Here is a 21,051-nt window from a genome sequence, read left to right on the forward strand (position 1 = left end):
TATGTCATTGTGTTGCCGATTTGTCGAAAAGTTGGTATCCTAGAGATGGAGAAAAAGCGATCTGTTGTTTTACATATGACAGGTTTTTATGGTCATGCTATAGGTGGAAAGCTTTTTTCGAGAAGAAGCAAATCAGGCTACATAAGGAGGACTTTCGACATGCCTTTAGTTTCAATGACGGAAATGTTGAATACAGCTAAAGAAAAAGGATATGCTGTTGGACAATTTAACTTAAATAACCTTGAGTTCACTCAAGCTATTTTACAAGCAGCAGAAGAGGAAAAATCCCCGGTTATTCTTGGTGTTTCAGAAGGCGCGGGACGCTACATGGGCGGCTTCAAAACAGTGGTTGCCATGGTTAAAGCTCTTATGGAAGAATACAAAGTGACAGTTCCTGTCGCCATTCACTTAGACCACGGTTCAAGCTTTGAATCTTGTGCGAAAGCGATTCATGCAGGTTTCACTTCTGTAATGATCGACGCATCTCACCACCCGTTTGAGGAAAACGTAGCAACTACAGCTAAAGTGGTTGAGCTTGCTCATTTCCATGGCGTTTCAGTTGAAGCTGAGCTTGGAACTGTAGGCGGACAGGAAGATGACGTGATCGCTGAAGGCGTAATCTATGCTGACCCTAAAGAGTGTCAAGAACTTGTAGAGCGCACTGGCATCGACTGCCTTGCACCTGCACTGGGTTCTGTTCACGGCCCTTACAAAGGCGAACCGAACCTCGGTTTCAAAGAAATGGAAGATATCGGCAAATCAACCGGCCTTCCATTAGTACTTCACGGCGGTACAGGAATTCCGACTGCCGACATTAAAAAATCAATCTCACTTGGTACGGCTAAAATCAACGTAAACACTGAAAACCAAATTTCTTCTGCAAAAGCTGTCCGCGAAACATTGGCAGCTAAGCCGAACGAATACGATCCTCGTAAATATCTTGGACCTGCTCGTGAAGCGATCAAAGAAACGGTTATCGGCAAAATGCGTGAGTTCGGTTCTTCAAACCAAGCTTAATCCAATGTAACATCCATAAACCGCCTGACAGCATTGACAGGCGGTTTTATGTCTTACCTTTAGAAAGCGCAATCATGTTTTACAGTTCTGAAAATTTATTACTGGGGAGGCTTTCCTTATGTTATTTTTCATTGATACAGCAAACATTGACGAGATTAAAGAAGCTTATGAACTTGGCGTTCTTGCCGGAGTTACGACAAACCCTAGTTTAGTGGCGAAAGAAGCTGACGTGTCTTTCCATGACAGACTTCGTGAGATTACGGAAGTCGTGAGCGGATCAGTAAGCGCGGAAGTCATTTCCCTGAATGCTGAAGAAATGATTGAAGAAGGTAAAGAACTTGCGAAAATCGCACCGAATATCACGGTGAAAATCCCGATGACGTCTGAAGGGTTAAAAGCCGTAAAAGCGCTGAGCGACCTGAACATTAAAACAAACGTAACGCTCATTTTCAGCGCCAACCAAGCGCTTTTGGCGGCAAGAGCCGGGGCGACTTATGTATCTCCGTTCTTAGGCCGTCTGGATGACATCGGCCATAACGGTCTTGAACTGATTTCAGAAATAAGACAGATTTTTGACATTCATGACATTGATACACAAATCATCGCAGCTTCCATCCGTCATGCGCAGCACGTGACTGAAGCCGCTTTACGCGGTGCGCATATCGGTACGATGCCGCTGAAAGTCATTCACCAGCTGGCGAAACATCCGTTAACGGATAAAGGCATCGAGCAATTCTTGGCAGACTGGAATAAATAAGGGTGAAAAGGGCGGCAAACCGGTTGCATCCGTTTGCCGCACCCTTATGTTTTCCTGTTTGGCAGCGGGCCTTCAGTATCAAAGTGAAGAGTGTGTTTCCCTGGAATATGAACCCGGCGGGCCTCTGTGCATCCTGTGTTAAAAAATGCCCCGCAAAGCTTCGCTATTTTCTTCCTGTTATTTTATAATGTCCTTGTATTCTTTCTCTTCGAATTGGCTACATTTTGGACAAGAGCTTTATTTGCAGAGACAGAATAAAATGCCATTTTATTTACGCTCCGCAGCTATCTTCTTATGGAAGGAGACTATCATGGAAAAGTTGAATATTGCCGGCGGCGATCCGTTAAACGGAACCGTACATATCAGCGGCGCGAAAAACAGCGCCGTCGCATTGATACCCGCAACCATTCTGGCAAATTCCGAAGTAACGATCGAAGGGCTTCCGGAGATCTCAGATATTGAAACGCTGCGTGACCTGCTGAAAGAAATCGGCGGAAACGTCCATTTTGAAAAAGGAGAAATGGTCGTCGACCCTTCCCCGATGATCAGCATGCCGCTTCCCAACGGCAAAGTGAAAAAACTCCGCGCTTCCTATTACTTAATGGGCGCGATGCTGGGCCGCTTCAAACAGGCGGTCATCGGACTGCCGGGCGGATGCCATCTCGGGCCGCGGCCGATTGACCAGCACATCAAAGGATTTGAAGCGCTTGGGGCGGAAGTCACCAATGAACAAGGCGCGATTTATCTGCGCGCCGAAAGGCTGAGAGGCGCACGGATTTATTTAGATGTCGTCAGCGTCGGAGCGACGATCAATATCATGCTTGCCGCTGTACTGGCTGAAGGTAAAACCGTGATAGAAAACGCCGCCAAGGAACCTGAGATTATTGATGTTGCCACATTGCTCACCAGCATGGGCGCAAAGATCAAAGGCGCGGGAACCAATGTAATCAGAATCGACGGCGTAAAAGAGCTGCACGGATGCAGGCATACGATCATTCCGGACAGAATTGAGGCGGGCACTTTTATGCTCGCCGGCGCCGCGATGGGGAAAGAAGTCATTATTGATAATGTCATACCGACTCACCTGGAGTCTTTAACGGCGAAGCTCAGGGAAATGGGTTTTCACATTGAGACGAGTGACGATCAGCTTCTTATGCTCGGCGGGCAGAAGCAGATAAAACCGGTCGACGTAAAAACGCTTGTTTACCCGGGATTCCCGACTGATCTTCAGCAGCCGATGACATCTCTGTTAACGAGAGCCAGCGGCACGAGCGTCGTAACCGACACCATCTACTCGGCCCGATTTAAACATATAGATGAGCTGAGACGGATGGGGGCCAACATGAAAGTGGAAGGCAGGTCGGCCATTATCACCGGTCCGGCCGAGCTTCAGGGCGCAAAAGTAAAGGCGAGCGATCTGCGTGCAGGCGCTTGTCTGGTCGTCGCCGGGCTCATGGCTGACGGCGTAACCGAAATTACCGGTCTCGAGCATTTAGACCGCGGCTACAGCAATCTTGAGAAAAAACTTGAAGGTCTGGGCGCCACAATCTGGCGGCAAAGACTGACGGACGAAGAGATAGAACAGCTCCAAAATTCATAGAAATGCGGACTTTTGAGAGGAGATCGTGTTGAAATGGAAAGAAGCTTATCGATGGAATTGGTTCGAGTCACTGAAGCGGCGGCTTTAGCATCTGCCAGATGGATGGGCCGCGGGAAAAAAGATGAAGCTGATGATGCGGCGACAAGCGCAATGCGTGACGTGTTTGACACGGTGCCGATGAAAGGCACGGTCGTGATCGGGGAAGGCGAGATGGATGAAGCGCCGATGCTTTACATCGGCGAAAAACTCGGAAACGGATACGGCCCGCGCGTCGATGTCGCCGTCGATCCTCTTGAAGGCACAAACATCGTAGCGAGCGGCGGCTGGAATGCGCTGACGGTGATCGCGGTGGCCGACCATGGAACACTGCTGAACGCCCCGGATATGTATATGGAAAAAATCGCGGTCGGTCCTGAAGCGGTAGGATGCATTGATATCGAAGCGCCTGTCATTGATAACTTAAAAGCCGTTGCGAAAGCGAAAAACAAAGACATTGAAGATGTCGTGGCAACCATTTTAAATCGTGACAGACACGAAAAAATCATCTCTGAATTGCGTGAGGCGGGCGCCAGAATCAAACTGATCAACGACGGTGATGTCGCGGGCGCCATCAATACGGCCTTTGACCATACGGGAGTAGACATTCTCTTCGGTTCAGGCGGGGCTCCTGAAGGCGTGCTGTCTGCCGTTGCGTTAAAAGCGCTCGGCGGCGAAATCATCGGCAGGCTTCTGCCGCAAAGTGCGGAAGAGCAGGCCCGCTGTGAGCGAATGGGCCTTGATGTATCCAAAGTGCTCCGGATGGAGGACCTTGTGAGAGGGGATGACGCCATTTTTGCCGCAACGGGCGTCACGGACGGAGAGCTGCTGAAAGGCGTTCAGTTCAAAGGCTCCGTCGGCACGACTGAAAGTCTGGTCATCCGGGCGAAATCAGGAACGGTCCGATTCGTTGACGGAAGACACAGCCTGAAGAAAAAACCAAATCTTGTGATCCGGCCATAAATAGAGAAAAGCGGGACGGAAAGTCCCGCTTTTCTTTTGCAATAAAGAGTCAACCCTATCATTTATATGTCAAAGCATTATTTAAGTTGAATAATTTTTTGAAATGAGGTAAAAATAAAGAGTGCTGCGATTTTTCTGTGTCATTCCTTCTTTTGAGTACTGGGAAATTTTCAAATTCTACCGCATACAGACGATATAAATATTGATCTTCTCAAGTTTTTGTCCTCGCTTCCTTCAAAACTCATTAAGACATTCCTTTTTTAAAAAAGCGCCGATCATGGGTGGAAGTGTTACCGATAGAAGTTCCTGAACGTTTTATAAAAGAATGTGCTTTGGCGGAATCATGCGAAGCAGCCGATTTGAATGAAAACAGCAATACATTGACTATGAAAAGCGTGGTGTTTTTATGAAAGACGTATCTATTTCCTCTTTGGAAAATATGAAATTAAAAGAACTATATGAACTGGCCAGACATTATAAAATCTCCTACTACAGCAAACTGACTAAAAAAGAATTAATCTTTGCCATTCTGAAAGCCAACGCCGAGCAGGAGGATCTTCTGTTTATGGAAGGCGTGCTCGAAATCATCCAATCGGAAGGATTCGGCTTCCTCAGACCGATTAATTACTCGCCAAGCTCAGAAGACATCTACATTTCTGCTTCCCAGATCCGCCGCTTTGATTTAAGAAACGGTGACAAAGTATCCGGCAAGGTGCGTCCGCCGAAAGAAAACGAACGCTATTACGGACTTTTGCACGTTGAAGCGGTAAATGGAGATGATCCGGAATCTGCGAAAGAGCGCGTCCATTTTCCTGCGCTTACTCCGCTTTATCCGGACCGCCAAATGGTGCTTGAGACGAAACCGAATTATCTCTCAACAAGAATTCTTGATATGATGGCTCCCGTCGGTTTCGGCCAGCGCGGTCTGATCGTGGCGCCGCCGAAAGCCGGTAAAACCATGCTGTTAAAAGAAATCGCTAACAGCATTACGACAAATCAGCCTGACGCTGAATTGATCGTTCTCTTAATTGATGAAAGACCGGAAGAAGTAACGGATATTGAACGTTCCGTAGCGGGCGATGTCGTCAGCTCGACGTTCGATGAAGTGCCGGAAAATCACATTAAGGTAGCGGAGCTTGTGCTTGAACGGGCGATGCGTCTCGTTGAACACAAAAAAGATGTTATCATTCTGATGGACAGCATTACCCGCCTGGCACGGGCCTACAACCTCGTTATCCCGCCAAGCGGACGTACGCTTTCCGGCGGGATTGACCCGGCTGCGTTCCATCGTCCGAAGCGCTTTTTCGGTGCCGCGAGAAACATTGAAGAGGGCGGCAGCCTGACCATTTTGGCGACGGCGCTCGTAGACACGGGCTCCCGGATGGATGACGTCATCTATGAAGAGTTTAAAGGAACGGGCAACATGGAGCTTCACCTTGACCGTTCTCTTGCGGAAAGACGGATTTTCCCGGCGATCGATATCCGCCGCTCCGGCACACGGAAGGAAGAGCTGCTCGTGCCGAAAGAGCATCTTGACCGTCTATGGGCGATCCGCAAATCGATGTCTGATTCTCCGGACTTCGCAGAGAAGTTTATGAGAAAAATGAAAAAAACAAAAACGAATCAGGAATTCTTCGATTTGATCAACCAAGAATGGAAGCAGGCAAACCTTTCATCATCAGCCCGCCGCTGATAAAAAATGTATTTGCAAATGCAGTAAATGACTGATATAATTCTCTCATATGCGTTCCGGATTACTCCGGAATAATAACTCTGTTTCCACACGGGATTCAGGGCGGAAGGAGATGGATACAATGAAAGCAGGAATTCATCCTAATTTCAAAAAAGCAACAGTTAAATGCGCTTGCGGAAATGAATTTGAAACAGGCTCAGTAAAAGAAGAGGTACGCGTTGAGATTTGCTCTGAATGCCACCCATTCTACACTGGACGTCAAAAATTCGCTTCTGCTGATGGTCGTGTTGATCGCTTTAACAAAAAATACGGTCTTAAGTAATAATAGATTTTACAGGCAGGCAAGAATTGCTTCTTGCCTGTTTTTTATGTCCATAAACAGGAAAAAAAGGGGAGCGGATAGCCTATGTACATAATGAAGCAAAGCGGATGGCTTGAGCTGATATGCGGCAGCATGTTCTCTGGGAAATCAGAAGAGCTGATCCGCAGAGTGAAAAGAGCGACATATGCGAAGCAGGAGGTCAAGGTGTTCAAACCTGCCATTGATAATCGCTACAGTGAGGAGGCCGTCGTTTCTCACAACGGCACATCCATGACAAGCCACGTCATCTCGTCTTCGGCTGAAATATGGGATCATATCAGTGAAAGCACCGACGTCATCGCGGTAGATGAAGTGCAGTTTTTCGGCGAATCGATCATCGGCGACTTATCCTCGCTTGCGGATAAAGGCTATCGTGTCATCGCGGCCGGACTTGATATGGATTTCCGGGGAGAGCCTTTCGGTGTGGTGCCGAATCTGATGGCGGTTGCCGAATCGGTGACGAAGCTGCAGGCGGTCTGCTCTGTTTGCGGGTCGCCGGCAAGCCGTACGCAGCGTTTGATTGACGGGAAGCCCGCTTCCTATGATGATCCGGTCATTTTAGTCGGCGCGTCGGAGTCATACGAAGCGAGATGCAGACACCATCACGAAGTGCCGAAAAAACAGACTGATAAATAACCCTTTTCATGAAAACATCGGTAAAAAATCCGGTGTTTTTTTGACGGTTTTTCAAAAATTGTAGTTAATTAACTTAAAAAAGAGTATGAAAAAATTAAGTAATTTTCATCTCTTGAATTTTCATTTTTACAGGCATAAAATGACTAAGTAATGTAAATAGTTATGAGACATTGTTCGAATAATTGTCAAAAAAAGATATAGCAGATCGCGATCACACTAGCCAAAATGGGTAATTACTTAACTTTGTTAACTATTTGAAGAAAGAAGGAGATTTTCTTGAATAATATTAAAGTAACGAAGGAAGGCAACTTAGAAACTACTTTAAGAGGAAAAGAAGTTCTATCTATCCCTACTTTAAATAAAGGTGTTGCGTTTTCAGCAGAAGAAAGAAAAAGCCTTGGATTAGACGGGCTGCTTCCTCCGACCATTCTGTCTCTTGATGAGCAGGCAAAACGCGCATACGAGCAGTTTCAAGCTCAGCCGGACCGCCTTCGCCAAAACGTGTATTTGAATGATTTGCAAAACCGTAACGAAGTTCTTTTCTTTAAATTGCTTCAAAACCATCTTCGTGAAATGCTGCCGGTTGTTTACACACCGACTGTCGGTGAAGCGATTCAAGAATACAGCCATGAGTACAGAAGACCTCAAGGGATTTACCTTTCTATCGACAATGTAGAAGGAATCGAAGAGGCATTTGAAAACCTTCATGCCACTGCCGGAGATATTGATCTGATCGTTGCGACAGACTCAGAAAGCATCCTCGGAATCGGTGACTGGGGTGTAGGCGGTATCAACATCGCCATCGGTAAATTAGCCGTATACACAGCGGCTGCCGGTATTGACCCAAGCCGTGTTATTCCTGTCGTTCTTGACGTCGGTACGAACAATGAAAAACTTCTGAACGATCCTTTATACATCGGTAACCGCCATGAACGTATCCAAGGCGAACGTTATGAAGCTTTCATTGACGCTTATGTAAAAGCTGCGCTTAAATATTTCCCTAAAGCTCTTCTTCACTGGGAAGACCTTGGAAACAAAAACGCGCGCAATATCATGAAGAAATACAACCATGAAATTCTTACATTCAACGATGACATTCAAGGAACAGGCGCGATTACGCTTGCAGGTGTGCTTGCGGCTATGAAGAAAACAGGCGCGTCTATTAAAGACCAGCGTGTGGTTGTCTTCGGTGCGGGATCTGCCGGAATCGGAATCGCTGACCAAATCCGCGACACTATGGTGCTTGCCGGTCTTTCTGAAGAAGAAGCCAACAAAGCGTTCTACACAATGGACTACAGAGGCTTGTTAATTGAAGGTATGGAAAACATTCTTGATTTCCAAGAGCCGTACCTGCGCACAGCTGAAGAAATTAAAGATTGGAAACGCGATGAAAACGGACAAATTCCTTTCATTGAAGTGATCCGTCAAGCGAAACCGACAATCTTAATCGGTACATCAGGCCAAAGCGGCGCGTTCAGTGAAGAAATCGTCAAAGAAATGGCAAAACACGTTGAGCGTCCGGTCATCATGCCGATGTCTAACCCGACACCGCTTGCTGAAGCTGTTCCTAGCGATCTTTTCAAATGGACTGACGGCAAAGTGCTTGTGGCGACAGGAAGCCCGTTTGAGAATGTAGAGTACAATGGCGTTTCTCATGAAATCGGACAATCTAACAACGCATTTGCGTTCCCTGGACTTGGTCTCGGTTCAATCGTTGTAGAAGCGAAAGTGATTACTCCTGCAATGTTTGCGGCAACTGCTGACGCAATCGCAGAAAGCGTTGATTTTGAAACACCGGGTGCAGGCCTTCTGCCGAGCATGAGCGACTTACAAGAAGTTTCAATTAAAGTTGCGATCGCCGTAGCGGAAACTGCCATTAAAGAAGGCGTGGCAAACCGCATTCCTGAGAATGTAGAACAAGCCGTTCTTGATGCAATGTGGAAACCGCAATATAAACAAGTTATCGCTAAATAATTTTACGATTAATTTTACAGTCCGAGGGAAAGCTTTTATGTAAAGGCTAAAGTATACGGACATTAAGGATTTGGAGGAGAACATTTTGAGCTTCTTAGATATTTTAATCCTCCTGGCGCCGATCTTTTTCGTGATCGTGCTGGGATGGTTCGCAGGTCGCTTCGGAAGTTATGACGCGAAGTCAGCAAAAGGGGTAAGCACCTTAGTTACGAAGTACGCGCTTCCGGCGCATTTTATCGCAAGTATTTTAACCACTTCAAGAAGTGCGTTTTTATCACAGGTTCCTTTGATGGTCGCTTTGATCATTGGGATTGTCGGATTCTTTATCGTCATTCTGTTGGTTTGCAAATTTATCTTCAAGTATGATTTAACGAATTCATCTGTATTTTCTTTAAACTCTGCACAGCCGACATTTGCTTTTATGGGTATTCCCGTACTAGGAAGCTTATTCGGAGCAAGCGAAGTAGCGATTCCTATCGCCGTTACGGGTATCGTGGTTAACGCCATCCTTGACCCGCTTGCGATCATTATCGCTACTGTCGGTGAGTCATCTAAGAAAAAAGACACTGAAAACGAGAACTTCTGGAAAATGACTGGTAAGTCTATTCTTCACGGTCTTTCCGAACCGCTTGCGGCTGCACCGCTTATCAGTATCATTCTGGTACTCTGCGGTGTAACACTCCCTGGCTTGGGAGAAAAAATGCTTGATCAGCTCGGAAGCACAACGTCAGGTGTTGCGCTCTTCGCCGTCGGTGTAACTGTCGGTATCCGCAACATTAAGCTCAGTCTGCCGGCTTTCGGTATCTCTTTGTTAAAAGTTGCCGTTCAGCCTGCGCTGATGTACTTGATCGCTCTTGCAGTCGGACTTCCGGCTGACCAGATCACGAAAGCGGTATTGCTCGTTGCATTCCCTGGATCTGCGGTAGCGGCGATGATTGCCACACGTTTCGAAAAACAAGAGGAAGAAACTGCGTCCGCGTTTGTAATCAGTGCGATTTTATCTCTAATCTCACTGCCGATCATCATTGCGCTGACTGCATAATGAAAAGCTCCCTGTTTCAGGGAGCTTTTTTGATTAGAATTGAAATTTAAAAGGCGAAAATCTTGTTTTTTTTCTGGGTTTCTTATGTTCTGAAGAAGCGGCTGTTTCTGAGAGGGGAGCTGTCTGGGCAAGTTCCTGGATGCGGGAGGCCAATGTCTGCAATTCGGAATTGAGGTCGTCAATTTCCCGTCTGTGCTGAAGAAGCTGATAAGACACCCCTTCATCCGCCTTTTGTTTCAGCTGGCGTTCAAGCTCCTCTATCCTTGAAAGCAGATGGTTCTCACCTTGTTTCTCTTTCGTGAGAATGTCCAGTTTGCGCTCCAGCTCTGCCAATCTTTGTTCAGCGCCGCCATTGATTTTCGGACGCTGCAAAATGAAGCCCGTCCGTTTTTTCGGCTGCCGGGGCACTTGAACATCCAGAAGGGCAGTGCCTTCAGAAATTTGCCGTTTGACCGATTTCAGCACATCAAGATCCTCAGGTGTAAAGGAATAATGTCCGAGCTCATTCCGTTCAGCCGGAAGATTCAGCTGCTTGACCCACCTTTGCACCGTTTTTGCGGAGACGCCGAGCTCTTTCGCGGCCATGTTTGTATTCATGATCACATACCTCCTTTTTGCTAGGTATTCGACCATGAGGCGGCGTTCCCTTCATGTTAGACAAAACAAGAAGGAATTCGCCAAAGAAAGCGGCATTTCTTCAAAAAACGTTACGCTTCATACAATTCAAGCGGAAGCTTGTCGGGATCGAAGAAAAAGGTAAACCGTTTCCCCGTCAGCGGATCGGTTCTGATCGGTTCTGTGCCGACGCCCTTTTCCTTTAACTCCCTGACGGCTGCTTCAAGATCGTTTACGGTGAAGGCGAGATGCCGGAGACCCGCGGCTTCCGGTCTGGTCGGCCGTTCGGGCGGATCGGGAAAGGAAAACAATTCAATCGCGTACGCGCCGTCCAGCGCCAGATCAAGTTTATAAGATCCGCGATCCTTTCGGTATGTTTCTTTTATAATGCCGAAACCGAGAATCTCGGTGTAAAAAGCTTTCGACTTTTCATAATCAGAGCATATGATTGCTATATGGTGGATGGATTTCAGCATATCCGCCCCTCCTTTTTTGCTTCAGTATAACAGAGGCGAATTGCTTTTGACTGGCGATAAGCCCTATACTATAATGAGAATGTTACGCACAGGAAAACAGAGGTGAAGACCGTGTTAGACCGTTTACAGTCAATTGAACAACGATACGAAAAATTAAATGAGCTTTTAAGTGATCCGGAAGTGGTCAACGATCCGAAAAAGCTTAGAGAATATTCGAAAGAGCAATCTGATATACAAGAAACCGTTGAAGTCTATAGACAATACAGAGACGCATCAGAACAGCTTGCCGATGCGAAAGCGATGCTTGAGGAAAAGCTTGATGCCGATATGAGAGAAATGGTGAAGGAAGAAATCTCCGAACTGCAGGGAGAGACGGAAACCTTATCAGAGCGTTTGAAAGTGCTCCTCATCCCGAAAGACCCGAACGATGACAAAAACGTAATCATGGAGATCCGCGGAGCAGCGGGAGGAGAAGAAGCCGCGCTGTTTGCGGGAAATCTCTACAGAATGTACTCCCGTTACGCCGAAATCCAAGGCTGGAAGACTGAAGTCATGGAAGCAAACGTGACCGGAACGGGCGGTTACAAAGAAATCATCTTTATGATTACGGGAAAAGGCGCATACTCCAAGCTGAAGTATGAAAATGGCGCGCACCGCGTACAGCGTGTTCCGGAAACGGAATCAGGCGGCCGTATTCATACATCCACGGCGACGGTGGCGTGTCTTCCTGAAGCGGAAGAAGTAGAAGTGGACATCCACGAAAAAGACATCCGCGTCGATACATTCGCATCAAGCGGACCGGGCGGACAAAGCGTAAACACGACGATGTCAGCCGTACGCCTGACGCATTTACCGACCGGTGTCGTCGTATCCTGTCAGGATGAAAAATCTCAGATTAAAAACAAAGAAAAAGCGATGAAGGTGCTCCGCGCCAGAATCTATGACAAATTCCAGCAGGAAGCTCAGGCTGAATATGATCAGACCCGCAAATCAGCCGTCGGTTCAGGCGACCGTTCCGAGCGTATCCGCACATACAATTTCCCGCAAAACCGTGTGACGGATCACCGCATCGGCCTGACGATTCAAAAGCTGGATCAAATCCTGGAAGGCAAGCTTGATGAAGTGGTTGAAGCGTTAATCGTAGAAGACCAGTCAAGCAAGCTCCAGCAGGCGGAAAATTAAGATGAAGACCGTTTTTGAAGCCCTAAGCTGGGCTTCTTCTTATTTAACCGAAGCGGGAAGAGAAAAAAACGCGGCCGAGCTGCTGCTGTTAAATGATACCGGAATGGATCGGAGCAAACTTCTCGCAAGTCTGCAGGAGACCGTCGGCGAGGACGAGCTTTATCGATTCAGACGGCACGTGGAGATGCATAAAGAAGGTATTCCGATTCAATATATTATCGGGAAAGAACAGTTTTACGGCAGGGAATTTTTTGTGAATGACGATGTTCTCATTCCGCGTCCGGAGACGGAAGAAGTCGTCTTTCATCTGCTGGACAGACAGAAGCGGGCATTTTCCGAGGCAGAACGCCTGAACGTCATTGATATCGGTACGGGGAGCGGAGCCATTGCGGTGACGCTCGCCCTTGAATGCGGACATTTTTCAGTATCGGCTTCGGATATTTCAAAAGAAGCGCTGCAGGTGGCGGAAAGAAATGCGCAAAACCTCGGAGCGGACGTGTGTTTTTTGCAGGGAGATCTGTTAACTCCTTTTATTTCATCAGGAAAAAAAGCGGATATAATTGTTTCCAATCCGCCGTATATTTCTGAAGAAGAAATGGCGGATTTGTCGGATATCGTCCGTTTCCATGAGCCGCTTCATGCTCTTACGGACGGCGGTGACGGTTTGAAATTCTACAAGCGGTTTATGGAGGAGCTGCCTCTTGTCATGAAAGATAAAGCGCTTGTCGTCTTTGAAATCGGATATAATCAGGGAAAAGCCGTGAAAGACCTGTTCCGTCATTCCTTTCCGAATGCGGAAGTGGAAGTCGTAAGGGACATCAATGGAAAAGACAGAACCGTATCCGCGGTCATCACATCATGAAAAAAGCCCGCCGGTGACGCACACGGCGGGCTTTTGTTACAATGGAAAGAAAATGAAAGGGGCATCCGCCTTGAAAAAAGCGTTCGCCTTCGGATGTATACTCGCCGCCGCAGCTTATGCGGCGGGGTTTGTTCTGCCGTTTGGCATTGATATCATTTTCGGCGCCGTTACGGCTGTTCTTATCGTCACAGCGGTCATCGTTTCCGGGTTGGCCGTAAGCGGAGCGGAGCAGCGGGCCAATTATCATTCTGAAACAGAAGAAGGACGGCACGCCCGTTTAAAGATGGCCGCCGTTTTCTTTTGCACCGCTCTCCCTTCAGCCGGCTGTCTGCTGATTACGCTTCTGTAGCCGGATTTTGTCTTTGCAGCAATACGGAATCCCATACCCAATAGACGACGGCTGTTAAAACCGCAAAGATATAAAAGGCTGAATTAGAAAACAGAGATTGGCCTGACGGCTGCAAAAGACCGAAGATGATCCCGTTTGCAATGAATGACACCCCTAAATAATAAAGAAAATACAGCGGATGAAATCTCTTCGGCTTTTTATTCAGAAAGTATTGAAGCGGCAGCGCAAAAATCAAATAAGGAAACAAAAAATAAAACGCCATCGAAATGAAAGCCGCGATAATGAATTGATGAACATACAAAATAGAATAAATGACAGACATACATGCCGCCGACAGCAGCACGGTGTAATTATATTTCATCTGAAAACCTCCTATCAAAATAATATCGTACCATATTTTGAATCTGTCAATGCAGATTATCAGCTTGCTAGATTTTTTTCTTCCCGCCGGTTTAAACCTTTTCCGTCATGTCCATAATGGGACTAGATAAAAAAAGCACGGAGAGGAACGGTGGGGACCGATGAAACAGACAATGATGATCTGCATATATATTTTTCTTTTATTATCAGGAGCGCTTGCGGGTTTGACAAAAGAAGAAACGGCGCGGGCATCAGCCAATGAGCCCGTTGTCATACCGGATGAAGCGATCCGGCTCAGAATTTTGGCCAACAGTGATAACGATGAGGATCAAAAGCTCAAGCGCCAGATCAGAGATGCTGTAAACAAGCAAATCACGGACTGGGTGAAAGATATCACTTCCATTGAAGAAGCGCGGCGGCTCATTCGTTCGAAGCTTCCTGAAATTAAAGAAATCGCCAAACAAACGATGAAAGAAAAGGGTGCGCATCAATCCGTTTCAGTTCAATTCAATAAAATCTCGTTTCCGACAAAGCTGTACGGCAATATGGTCTATCCGGCCGGAAAATATGAAGCGATTTTAATTACACTCGGCAATGGCGAGGGCGCCAACTGGTGGTGCGTCTTGTTTCCGCCGCTGTGCTTCCTTGATTTCTCAAACGGCGAAGCGGTGAAAGATCAGGAAGACGGCGGACAGAAGCAGGAAGAAACGCAGAAACAGACTAAAAAAGTGCTGGATGACGTAAAAGCAAAGGCTGATAAAGCGAAGAAAGAAAATAAAGACGACGATGATACAGAAGTGAAGTTTTTCCTCGTCGATTGGATTTCAGATCTATTTTCCTGAAGCAAAAGGCATAAATCCGGATTCGAATCATAGATTGGAAGAAAGAGTTGATCGAAACGGAGGGAAATATATGTTTTATCAGCTGAGAGTGGCAAGAGATCAAGATACGGAGGCGCTGGAGGCCTTTTTGAAAAAGGCTGATACGGCACATGCGGAAATCGATCAGCAGATCAGCCGGTTTATCGTACTGGAAGACAGCGAAAAAAAGATTGCCGCCTGTCTCGGGATCGAAAAATTCAGAGGCGGAAAAGGGCTTCTCCGTTCACTCGTCATGTCGGACAGGCTGAATCAAAGCCATATCGTTACACTGTTTCAAAGTATGGATGTGCTGTGCAAAAAACATGAGATTCAAGATGTCTACTTAGTCGCCAATCAGCCCTCATCTGCTGAGTTTCTGAATGTAATGGGATTTGAAGCGTGCGCCGATGCGCCTGATGAACTGTATACGTCCGAACATTTCCGCAACTCGTTATGCACAGAAGGTTCGTTTTTAATGGTGAAAATCTCTGCCTGATCTAACTTATACACAAGGTTATCCACTTATTAAAAAGTGTTGTCCACAGTTTGTGGATAACGCTTGTTTTATTAAAGGACATCTTTTATACTTTCAAAAGGAATACACGAGAGAAAATAAAGTTTTACCGCTTTAAAATAAGGAGTTTGGTTATACATGAAAACAAGAAGATGGTTTGTGGATTGTTCCGCAGAATTATCCACAACCGATCCCCAGATTACACAAGCCGCGGAATTGCTGCGGCAGAATGAGGTTGTGGCTTTTCCGACAGAAACCGTTTACGGACTGGGCGCTAACGCTGAAAATACGGAAGCCGTAACGAAAATATATGAGGCGAAAGGAAGGCCGAGCGATAATCCGCTGATTGTGCATATATCCCACATCAGCCAGCTTGATCGTTTTATCAGCCATATTCCTGAGACGGCGAAAAAGCTGATGAAGCTATTCTGGCCGGGGGCGCTGACCCTTGTCCTGCCGTGTAAGCCCGGTGTGCTGTCACCCCGTGTCACCGCGGGACTTGAGACGGTAGCGGTCAGAATGCCTGATCATCCGGTGGCATTAGCCCTCATCAGCTCGGCCGGACTGCCGATCGCCGCGCCGAGCGCCAATTTATCAGGAAAACCGAGCCCGACGAAGGCCGAGCATGTAGCCCATGATTTAAACGGCCGCATTGCCGGTATTGTGGACGGCGGCGCGACGGGAATCGGAGTGGAATCAACCGTTCTGTCCTGTACGGGGAAACAGCCCGTGCTGCTTCGTCCGGGCGGCGTGACAAAAGAGCAGATTGAATCCGCCGCCGGTCCGATTCTTGTGGATAAAGGGCTGACCGAAGAAGATGAGATTCCTATTTCTCCCGGTATGAAATATACACATTACGCGCCTTCTGCGCCGATGGCTATTGCCGACGGCGGCGCCCGGAGAATTCAAGAACTGGCAGACGCATATAAAAGCCGGGGGAAACGAATCGGCATTCTGACAACAGAAGAGAACGCCGATAGTTACCAGGCTGATTATATCAAGGTCTGCGGCAGACGCGCCGACCTTGAAACAGTGGCGTCCGCCTTATACGATGCGCTCCGCAGCTTTGATGAAGCGGAAGTGGACATGATTATTTCTGAGTCCTTTCCGGATACCGGAGTGGGGCTCGCCGTTATGAACAGGCTGATGAAAGCCGCAGGCGGCACCGTTATCCATTAACTTGTTCTACCCCTTATCGGACATGCATAAGCTAAACAAGCGGGCACGTCCAAGGGGGTTTTTATTCATGTCGAATCTATTCATCGGGGAACTTGTCTCCTTAAGCATCATGGCATTTGCTTTGGGGACGGATGCCTTTTCCGTCGGGCTCGGAATGGGAATGATTCAGCTGAAGAAAAAACAGATTTTTCATATAGGGGTTGTCATCGGGCTGTTTCATGTCATGATGCCGCTTGTGGGAATGGCGGCCGGGCATCTGCTGTCCGGTTTTCTGGGGATGCTCGCCGTTTACATCGGCGGATCTCTTCTTTTCATTTTAGGGGTGCAGATGATGATCGCCGCGTTTAAACAATCGGACGGGCCGCTCATATCTCCGGCAGGCTCGGGACTGTTGCTGTTTGCGGTCGGTGTCAGTCTGGACAGCTTTTCTGTCGGGCTCAGTCTCGGGATGAACGGCTCCAATCCGTTTCTGGCCGTTACGCTGTTCGGGGTCTTCAGCACTGTTTTAACATGGGCGGGCCTTTTGGCGGGAAGAAAGGTGCAGTCGTGGCTCGGCTCCTACAGCGAAGCGCTTGGCGGAGCCATTTTGATCGGATTCGGGCTGAAACTGCTTTTACCGATATAAGATACGTAAAAAAAGAAACGAAGATGCCGTTTCTTTTTTCTTCATTTATAATAGGCAGTAAGAGGTGACGGACATGAAAATAATCTTTGTTTGTACAGGCAATACGTGCCGCAGTCCCATGGCTGAGGCTCTTTTTAAATCCATAGCAGAAACGAAAGGGCTGGATGTCAGCGTAAGCTCGGCCGGCGTATTCGCGTCTCCGCACGGAAAAGCGTCGGCTCATGCCGTAGAAGCGCTGTTTGAAAAACGGATCGCCCTCAATCACAGTTCATCTCCCTTATCGGAAGAACATATCGAGACGGCCGATCTGGTGCTGGCGATGACCGAACAGCACAAACAGCTGATTGAAGGCCGATATCAAAACAGTCAGGGCAAAGTTTTTACCATTAAAGAATACGTGACGGGGGAAAGCGGCGATATCTCTGACCCGTTCGGCGGTCCGCTTGATGTTTATAAACAGACGCGGGACGAACTGGAGGAGCTGCTGACCCTTTTGGCTGATCAATTGCTTGACGGGAAAAGCAAGTAATCTGTCAGAAAATCTGCAAACAGGTCATTTGCAAAACGAATGTGAAAGAGTAGAATGAAATCAACGGATTTCGTAATAAAAAGGACAAGCACACTGGGCTGTCTTCGCCCAGCCACACCTAGGAGGTAAATGAATGAAAGTAGCTATTGCGTCAGATCACGGCGGCGTCCATATCCGCGAAGAAATAAAAAGTCTTTTGGATGAATTGCAGATTGAATACATTGATATGGGCTGTGAATGCGGCGCCGGCTCTGTCGATTATTCAGACTACGCTTTTCCGGTAGCGGAAAAAGTGGTGAACGGCGAAGCTGACAGGGGAATTTTAATTTGCGGCACAGGCATCGGCATGAGCATCTCCGCAAATAAGGTAAAGGGCATACGCTGTGCGCTTGCCCATGACACCTTCAGCGCAAAAGCGACGCGTGAACACAATGACACGAATGTTCTTGCGATGGGCGAACGCGTCATCGGCCCGGGACTGGCGCGCGAAATCGCAAAAGTCTGGCTGACGACTGAATTTACGGGCGGCCGCCACGAACGGCGGATCGGCAAAATCGCAGATTACGAAGAAAAAAATCTGTAAGAGGTGCTGGACAATGGAAGAGATGAAGCAAAAATGGACGGACATGCTGACTGAGTTTCAAGAGCAGGCAGGACTGACGGACGGCAGTCTGCTGGTGATCGGGTGCAGTACAAGTGAAGCCGCCGGAAGCCGGATCGGCACCGCCGGAAGCGGGGATTGGGCTGAATTGATATACGGCGGACTTAACCGGTTTAAAGAAAAAACGGGTGTGCATCTTGCTTTTCAATGCTGCGAGCATTTAAACAGGGCGCTTGTCATTGAAGCGGAAACGGCCGAGCGGTTCAGGCTCCCCATTGTTTCAGCCGTCCCCGTCCCGAAAGCGGGCGGAGCGATGGCCTCTTATGCATACCGGCAGATGCGTTCTCCAGTGCTCGCTGAATCGATTCAGGCTGACGCCGGGATTGACATCGGTGATACGTTCATCGGCATGCATCTGAAACCCGTTGCCGTCCCTGTCCGGATATCGAGCCGTGAGCTTGGAGAAGCACATGTGACGATGGCTCGGACAAGACCGAAGCTGATAGGCGGAATTCGCGCCGTTTATGAATGCGAATGATGAAAATGCTTTTCCTGTATAATGTTCGTGTTTTCTAATTAAATTTTGTGATTTTTTTAAATAAGCTGTTACATTCACCTGAAAAACCATGTACAATAAGGGTGGTAAAAATAAAGAACAGGAAACGGATAGGAGAGGATCTCGCTGATGAAACATTTACCTGTACAAGATAAACAAGTGTTTAACGCCATCAAAGATGAGCGTAAGCGTCAACAGACTAAGATCGAATTAATTGCTTCTGAAAACTTCGTGACGGAAGCGGTAATGGAAGCACAAGGCTCTGTTTTAACAAACAAATATGCTGAAGGCTACCCCGGCAAACGCTACTACGGCGGCTGTGAGCATGTTGATGTCGTTGAGGACATCGCCCGCGACCGCGCGAAAGAGATTTTCGGAGCTGAGCATGTAAACGTTCAGCCGCACTCAGGCGCTCAGGCGAACATGGCTGTTTACTTCACGATTTTAGAGCACGGCGACACGGTGCTCGGGATGAACCTCTCCCACGGCGGCCACTTAACACACGGAAGCCCGGTTAATTTCAGCGGCGTTCAATACAACTTTGTAGAATACGGTGTCGATAAAGACACGCAATATATAGATTATGAAGATGTGCGTGAAAAAGCGCTGGCGCATAAGCCGAAACTCATCGTAGCCGGAGCGAGCGCATACCCCCGCACGATCGACTTTAAAAAATTCCGCGAAATCGCTGATGAAGTCGGCGCTTACTTCATGGTAGACATGGCGCATATCGCGGGTCTTGTCGCAGCCGGCCTTCATCCGAATCCGGTTCCTTACGCTGACTTTGTAACGACAACGACTCACAAAACACTTCGCGGACCCCGCGGAGGAATGATCCTTTGCCGTGAAGAGTTCGGCAAAAAGATTGATAAATCCATTTTCCCGGGAATCCAAGGCGGACCGCTTATGCATGTCATCGCGGCCAAAGCCGTTTCTTTCGGAGAAGTGCTTGAAGATGATTTCAAAACATATGCGCAAAATGTTATCTCGAACGCGAAGCGCCTGGCTGAGTCTCTGAACAAAGAGGGCATTCAGCTCGTATCAGGCGGAACGGATAACCACCTTGTGCTTGTCGACCTCCGTTCTCTCGGTCTGACCGGAAAAGTCGCTGAACACGTTCTTGATGAAATCGGCATTACATCTAATAAAAACGCGATCCCTTACGATCCGGAAAAACCGTTCGTCACAAGCGGAATCCGTCTCGGTACGGCAGCTGTGACAAGCCGCGGCTTTGACGGTGACGCGCTTGAAGAAGTCGGCGCCATCATCGGCCTCGCGCTGAAACATCATGAAGACGAAGCAAAACTTGAAGAAGCGAGACAGCGCGTATCTGCCTTGACTGAGAAGTTTCCTTTATATAAAGAACTAGGCTATTAATAAGGAAGAAACCCGCCGGAACCTTAACCCGGCGGGTTTTTTTATGATTTTCTTGAAACTGTTTGTCTTTTTCTGTAGAATCAATAGAAGTGTGAAAAAGTCACTCGGACAACAAAAAAGGAGCTGAACACAGTATGGGAAAGGTTTACGTATTTGATCATCCTTTAATCCAGCATAAGCTGACATATATTCGGAATGAAAATACAGGCACAAAGGATTTCAGAGACCTTGTGGACGAAGTCGCCTCACTGATGGCGTTTGAAATTACACGTGATCTTCCTCTTAAAGAAGTGGAAGTGAAAACACCTGTTCAAACAGCGACATCCAAAGTGATTTCAGGGAAGAAACTCGGTATCGTGCCGATCCTGAGAGCGGGTCTCGGAATGGTTGACGGCATGCTGAAATTAATCCCGGCCGCTAAAGTGGGACATGTCGGATTATACCGTGATCCGGAAACCTTAAAACCGGTGGAATACTATGTCAAGCTTCCTTCTGATGTAGAAGAACGCGAATTTATTGTCGTGGATCCGATGCTTGCTACGGGAGGTTCTGCGGTGGAAGCGATAAACAGCCTGAAAAAGCGCGGCGCGAGAAACATTCGTTTTATGTGTCTTGTAGCGGCTCCGGAAGGCGTGGAAGAGCTGCAGAAACATCACTCTGACGTTGATATTTATATCGCCGCCCTTGATGAAAAACTGAATGAAAAAGGTTATATCGTTCCGGGCCTCGGTGACGCGGGTGACAGACTGTACGGAACCAAATAAATCGGAAAACCTCATTCAGGGGTTTTCTTTTTTTATCCAGATATTTGCTGAATGGGCAGAGTTCATACATTTATAGGTGAAATTGTGAACATTCTGTGTATGCTTCCGGTATAAAAAGTTTTT

General features: G+C 47.5%; 24 protein-coding genes and 1 pseudogene. 22 read left to right on the forward strand and 3 right to left on the reverse strand.

All coding sequences use genetic code 11. From position 1 onward, the window contains the following. Positions 1–159: 159 nt before the first annotated feature. From G9F50_RS01535 to G9F50_RS01575, 10 genes and pseudogenes are all read left to right on the forward strand, one after another. Entirely contained in the window at positions 160–1,017 is an 858-nt protein-coding gene (locus tag G9F50_RS01535; protein ID WP_003151102.1) for a class II fructose-bisphosphate aldolase, read from the forward strand. A 118-nt stretch (positions 1,018–1,135) separates the two neighbouring features. Further along, positions 1,136–1,774 (forward strand): fructose-6-phosphate aldolase, encoded by a 639-nt coding sequence (gene fsa / locus G9F50_RS01540; protein ID WP_007407613.1) that lies wholly within the window; start codon positions 1,136–1,138, stop codon positions 1,772–1,774. A gap of 310 nt (positions 1,775–2,084) precedes the next feature. Continuing rightward, on the forward strand, positions 2,085–3,374 hold the full coding sequence (locus G9F50_RS01545) for a UDP-N-acetylglucosamine 1-carboxyvinyltransferase (protein WP_060562431.1): 1,290 nt from the start codon (positions 2,085–2,087) through the stop codon (positions 3,372–3,374). A 33-nt stretch (positions 3,375–3,407) separates the two neighbouring features. Then, a complete protein-coding gene (glpX, locus tag G9F50_RS01550; protein ID WP_003151105.1) occupies positions 3,408–4,373 on the forward strand; it encodes a class II fructose-bisphosphatase in 966 nt (321 codons plus the stop codon). 201 nt (positions 4,374–4,574) lie between these two features. Then, positions 4,575–4,783: pseudogene (locus tag G9F50_RS20745) on the forward strand (hypothetical protein). Continuing rightward, positions 4,780–6,066 (forward strand): transcription termination factor Rho, encoded by a 1,287-nt coding sequence (gene rho / locus G9F50_RS01555; protein ID WP_003151107.1) that lies wholly within the window; start codon positions 4,780–4,782, stop codon positions 6,064–6,066. The pseudogene G9F50_RS20745 and the gene rho overlap by 4 nt, the downstream one beginning before the upstream one ends. 121 nt (positions 6,067–6,187) lie before the next feature. After that, positions 6,188–6,388, forward strand: coding sequence for a 50S ribosomal protein L31 (rpmE, locus tag G9F50_RS01560; RefSeq protein ID WP_003151132.1), 201 nt, complete (start codon positions 6,188–6,190; stop codon positions 6,386–6,388). An 84-nt stretch (positions 6,389–6,472) separates the two neighbouring features. Beyond that, positions 6,473–7,063 carry a thymidine kinase gene (locus G9F50_RS01565; RefSeq protein ID WP_038464350.1) on the forward strand — a complete coding sequence of 197 codons (591 nt, stop codon included), beginning with the start codon at positions 6,473–6,475 and terminating at the stop codon, positions 7,061–7,063. Between the two features lie 276 nt (positions 7,064–7,339). Next, a complete protein-coding gene (gene malS, locus G9F50_RS01570; protein ID WP_039253498.1) occupies positions 7,340–9,037 on the forward strand; it encodes an oxaloacetate-decarboxylating malate dehydrogenase in 1,698 nt (565 codons plus the stop codon). An 85-nt stretch (positions 9,038–9,122) separates the two neighbouring features. Continuing rightward, entirely contained in the window at positions 9,123–10,079 is a 957-nt protein-coding gene (locus G9F50_RS01575; RefSeq protein ID WP_060562433.1) for an AEC family transporter, read from the forward strand. Positions 10,080–10,112: 33 nt separating this feature from the next. Here G9F50_RS01575 and racA read toward each other — a convergent pair whose 3' ends face one another. Next, entirely contained in the window at positions 10,113–10,676 is a 564-nt protein-coding gene (gene racA / locus G9F50_RS01580; RefSeq protein WP_021494805.1) for a chromosome-anchoring protein RacA, read from the reverse strand. 110 nt (positions 10,677–10,786) lie between these two features. Beyond that, positions 10,787–11,170, reverse strand: coding sequence for an SMU1112c/YaeR family gloxylase I-like metalloprotein (gloA2, locus tag G9F50_RS01585; RefSeq protein WP_007614387.1), 384 nt, complete (start codon positions 11,168–11,170; stop codon positions 10,787–10,789). Positions 11,171–11,281: 111 nt separating this feature from the next. On the opposite strand from gloA2, the gene prfA reads away from it, so the two are divergent. The 3 genes from prfA to G9F50_RS01600 all read left to right on the forward strand — a co-directional run bounded on the left by prfA (position 11,282) and on the right by G9F50_RS01600 (position 13,563). Beyond that, positions 11,282–12,352, forward strand: a complete 1,071-nt coding sequence (gene prfA, locus G9F50_RS01590; protein ID WP_003151139.1) for a peptide chain release factor 1 — start codon at positions 11,282–11,284, stop codon at positions 12,350–12,352. Between the two features lies 1 nt (position 12,353). Continuing rightward, positions 12,354–13,214 carry a peptide chain release factor N(5)-glutamine methyltransferase gene (gene prmC, locus G9F50_RS01595; protein ID WP_060562434.1) on the forward strand — a complete coding sequence of 287 codons (861 nt, stop codon included), beginning with the start codon at positions 12,354–12,356 and terminating at the stop codon, positions 13,212–13,214. Positions 13,215–13,284: 70 nt separating this feature from the next. After that, entirely contained in the window at positions 13,285–13,563 is a 279-nt protein-coding gene (locus G9F50_RS01600) for a DUF5316 family protein (protein WP_060562578.1), read from the forward strand. Here the strand turns inward: G9F50_RS01600 and G9F50_RS01605 are convergent. Further along, positions 13,550–13,924 (reverse strand): UPF0715 family protein, encoded by a 375-nt coding sequence (locus G9F50_RS01605; protein WP_003151143.1) that lies wholly within the window; start codon positions 13,922–13,924, stop codon positions 13,550–13,552. The genes G9F50_RS01600 and G9F50_RS01605 overlap by 14 nt on opposite strands. A 160-nt stretch (positions 13,925–14,084) precedes the next feature. On the opposite strand from G9F50_RS01605, the gene spoIIR reads away from it, so the two are divergent. From spoIIR to upp, 9 genes are all read left to right on the forward strand, one after another. Then, the gene (spoIIR, locus tag G9F50_RS01610) at positions 14,085–14,765 is read left to right on the forward strand and encodes a stage II sporulation protein R (protein ID WP_045209129.1); all 681 of its coding nucleotides are present in this window, start codon (positions 14,085–14,087) and stop codon (positions 14,763–14,765) included. A gap of 70 nt (positions 14,766–14,835) precedes the next feature. Continuing rightward, a complete protein-coding gene (locus tag G9F50_RS01615; protein WP_060562435.1) occupies positions 14,836–15,279 on the forward strand; it encodes a GNAT family N-acetyltransferase in 444 nt (147 codons plus the stop codon). 156 nt (positions 15,280–15,435) lie between these two features. Continuing rightward, a complete protein-coding gene (locus tag G9F50_RS01620; RefSeq protein ID WP_060562436.1) occupies positions 15,436–16,476 on the forward strand; it encodes an L-threonylcarbamoyladenylate synthase in 1,041 nt (346 codons plus the stop codon). 67 nt (positions 16,477–16,543) lie between these two features. Beyond that, the gene (locus tag G9F50_RS01625) at positions 16,544–17,101 is read left to right on the forward strand and encodes a manganese efflux pump MntP (protein ID WP_003151147.1); all 558 of its coding nucleotides are present in this window, start codon (positions 16,544–16,546) and stop codon (positions 17,099–17,101) included. A gap of 73 nt (positions 17,102–17,174) precedes the next feature. Further along, positions 17,175–17,630, forward strand: coding sequence for a low molecular weight protein arginine phosphatase (locus G9F50_RS01630; RefSeq protein WP_029325731.1), 456 nt, complete (start codon positions 17,175–17,177; stop codon positions 17,628–17,630). 133 nt (positions 17,631–17,763) lie between these two features. After that, complete coding sequence (gene rpiB, locus G9F50_RS01635; protein WP_003151149.1) at positions 17,764–18,213, forward strand: ribose 5-phosphate isomerase B; 450 nt, start codon at positions 17,764–17,766, stop codon at positions 18,211–18,213. Between the two features lie 13 nt (positions 18,214–18,226). After that, entirely contained in the window at positions 18,227–18,769 is a 543-nt protein-coding gene (locus tag G9F50_RS01640; RefSeq protein ID WP_007407598.1) for a TIGR01440 family protein, read from the forward strand. A gap of 147 nt (positions 18,770–18,916) precedes the next feature. Beyond that, complete coding sequence (gene glyA, locus G9F50_RS01645; RefSeq protein ID WP_015240756.1) at positions 18,917–20,164, forward strand: serine hydroxymethyltransferase; 1,248 nt, start codon at positions 18,917–18,919, stop codon at positions 20,162–20,164. Between the two features lie 134 nt (positions 20,165–20,298). Next, a complete protein-coding gene (gene upp, locus G9F50_RS01650) occupies positions 20,299–20,928 on the forward strand; it encodes a uracil phosphoribosyltransferase (RefSeq protein WP_003151154.1) in 630 nt (209 codons plus the stop codon). Positions 20,929–21,051: the final 123 nt, after the last annotated feature.

The sequence above is a fragment of the Bacillus sp. EKM206B genome (assembly GCF_011066015.1).
Classification (GTDB): Bacteria; Bacillota; Bacilli; order Bacillales; family Bacillaceae; genus Bacillus; species Bacillus velezensis.

What these genes read in the sequence shown, in the direction of transcription:
- G9F50_RS01535 (WP_003151102.1), top strand. Translation starts at nt 160, where the DNA reads ATGCCTTTAGTTTCAATGACGGAAATGTTGAATACAGCTAAAGAAAAA.
- fsa (WP_007407613.1), top strand. Translation starts at nt 1,136, where the DNA reads ATGTTATTTTTCATTGATACAGCAAACATTGACGAGATTAAAGAAGCT.
- G9F50_RS01545 (WP_060562431.1), top strand. Translation starts at nt 2,085, where the DNA reads ATGGAAAAGTTGAATATTGCCGGCGGCGATCCGTTAAACGGAACCGTA.
- glpX (WP_003151105.1), top strand. Translation starts at nt 3,408, where the DNA reads ATGGAAAGAAGCTTATCGATGGAATTGGTTCGAGTCACTGAAGCGGCG.
- rho (WP_003151107.1), top strand. Translation starts at nt 4,780, where the DNA reads ATGAAAGACGTATCTATTTCCTCTTTGGAAAATATGAAATTAAAAGAA.
- rpmE (WP_003151132.1), top strand. Translation starts at nt 6,188, where the DNA reads ATGAAAGCAGGAATTCATCCTAATTTCAAAAAAGCAACAGTTAAATGC.
- G9F50_RS01565 (WP_038464350.1), top strand. Translation starts at nt 6,473, where the DNA reads ATGTACATAATGAAGCAAAGCGGATGGCTTGAGCTGATATGCGGCAGC.
- racA (WP_021494805.1), bottom strand. Translation starts at nt 10,676, where the DNA reads ATGAATACAAACATGGCCGCGAAAGAGCTCGGCGTCTCCGCAAAAACG.
- gloA2 (WP_007614387.1), bottom strand. Translation starts at nt 11,170, where the DNA reads ATGCTGAAATCCATCCACCATATAGCAATCATATGCTCTGATTATGAA.
- prmC (WP_060562434.1), top strand. Translation starts at nt 12,354, where the DNA reads ATGAAGACCGTTTTTGAAGCCCTAAGCTGGGCTTCTTCTTATTTAACC.
- G9F50_RS01605 (WP_003151143.1), bottom strand. Translation starts at nt 13,924, where the DNA reads ATGAAATATAATTACACCGTGCTGCTGTCGGCGGCATGTATGTCTGTC.
- spoIIR (WP_045209129.1), top strand. Translation starts at nt 14,085, where the DNA reads ATGAAACAGACAATGATGATCTGCATATATATTTTTCTTTTATTATCA.
- G9F50_RS01615 (WP_060562435.1), top strand. Translation starts at nt 14,836, where the DNA reads ATGTTTTATCAGCTGAGAGTGGCAAGAGATCAAGATACGGAGGCGCTG.
- G9F50_RS01620 (WP_060562436.1), top strand. Translation starts at nt 15,436, where the DNA reads ATGAAAACAAGAAGATGGTTTGTGGATTGTTCCGCAGAATTATCCACA.
- G9F50_RS01625 (WP_003151147.1), top strand. Translation starts at nt 16,544, where the DNA reads ATGTCGAATCTATTCATCGGGGAACTTGTCTCCTTAAGCATCATGGCA.
- G9F50_RS01630 (WP_029325731.1), top strand. Translation starts at nt 17,175, where the DNA reads ATGAAAATAATCTTTGTTTGTACAGGCAATACGTGCCGCAGTCCCATG.
- rpiB (WP_003151149.1), top strand. Translation starts at nt 17,764, where the DNA reads ATGAAAGTAGCTATTGCGTCAGATCACGGCGGCGTCCATATCCGCGAA.
- G9F50_RS01640 (WP_007407598.1), top strand. Translation starts at nt 18,227, where the DNA reads ATGGAAGAGATGAAGCAAAAATGGACGGACATGCTGACTGAGTTTCAA.
- glyA (WP_015240756.1), top strand. Translation starts at nt 18,917, where the DNA reads ATGAAACATTTACCTGTACAAGATAAACAAGTGTTTAACGCCATCAAA.
- upp (WP_003151154.1), top strand. Translation starts at nt 20,299, where the DNA reads ATGGGAAAGGTTTACGTATTTGATCATCCTTTAATCCAGCATAAGCTG.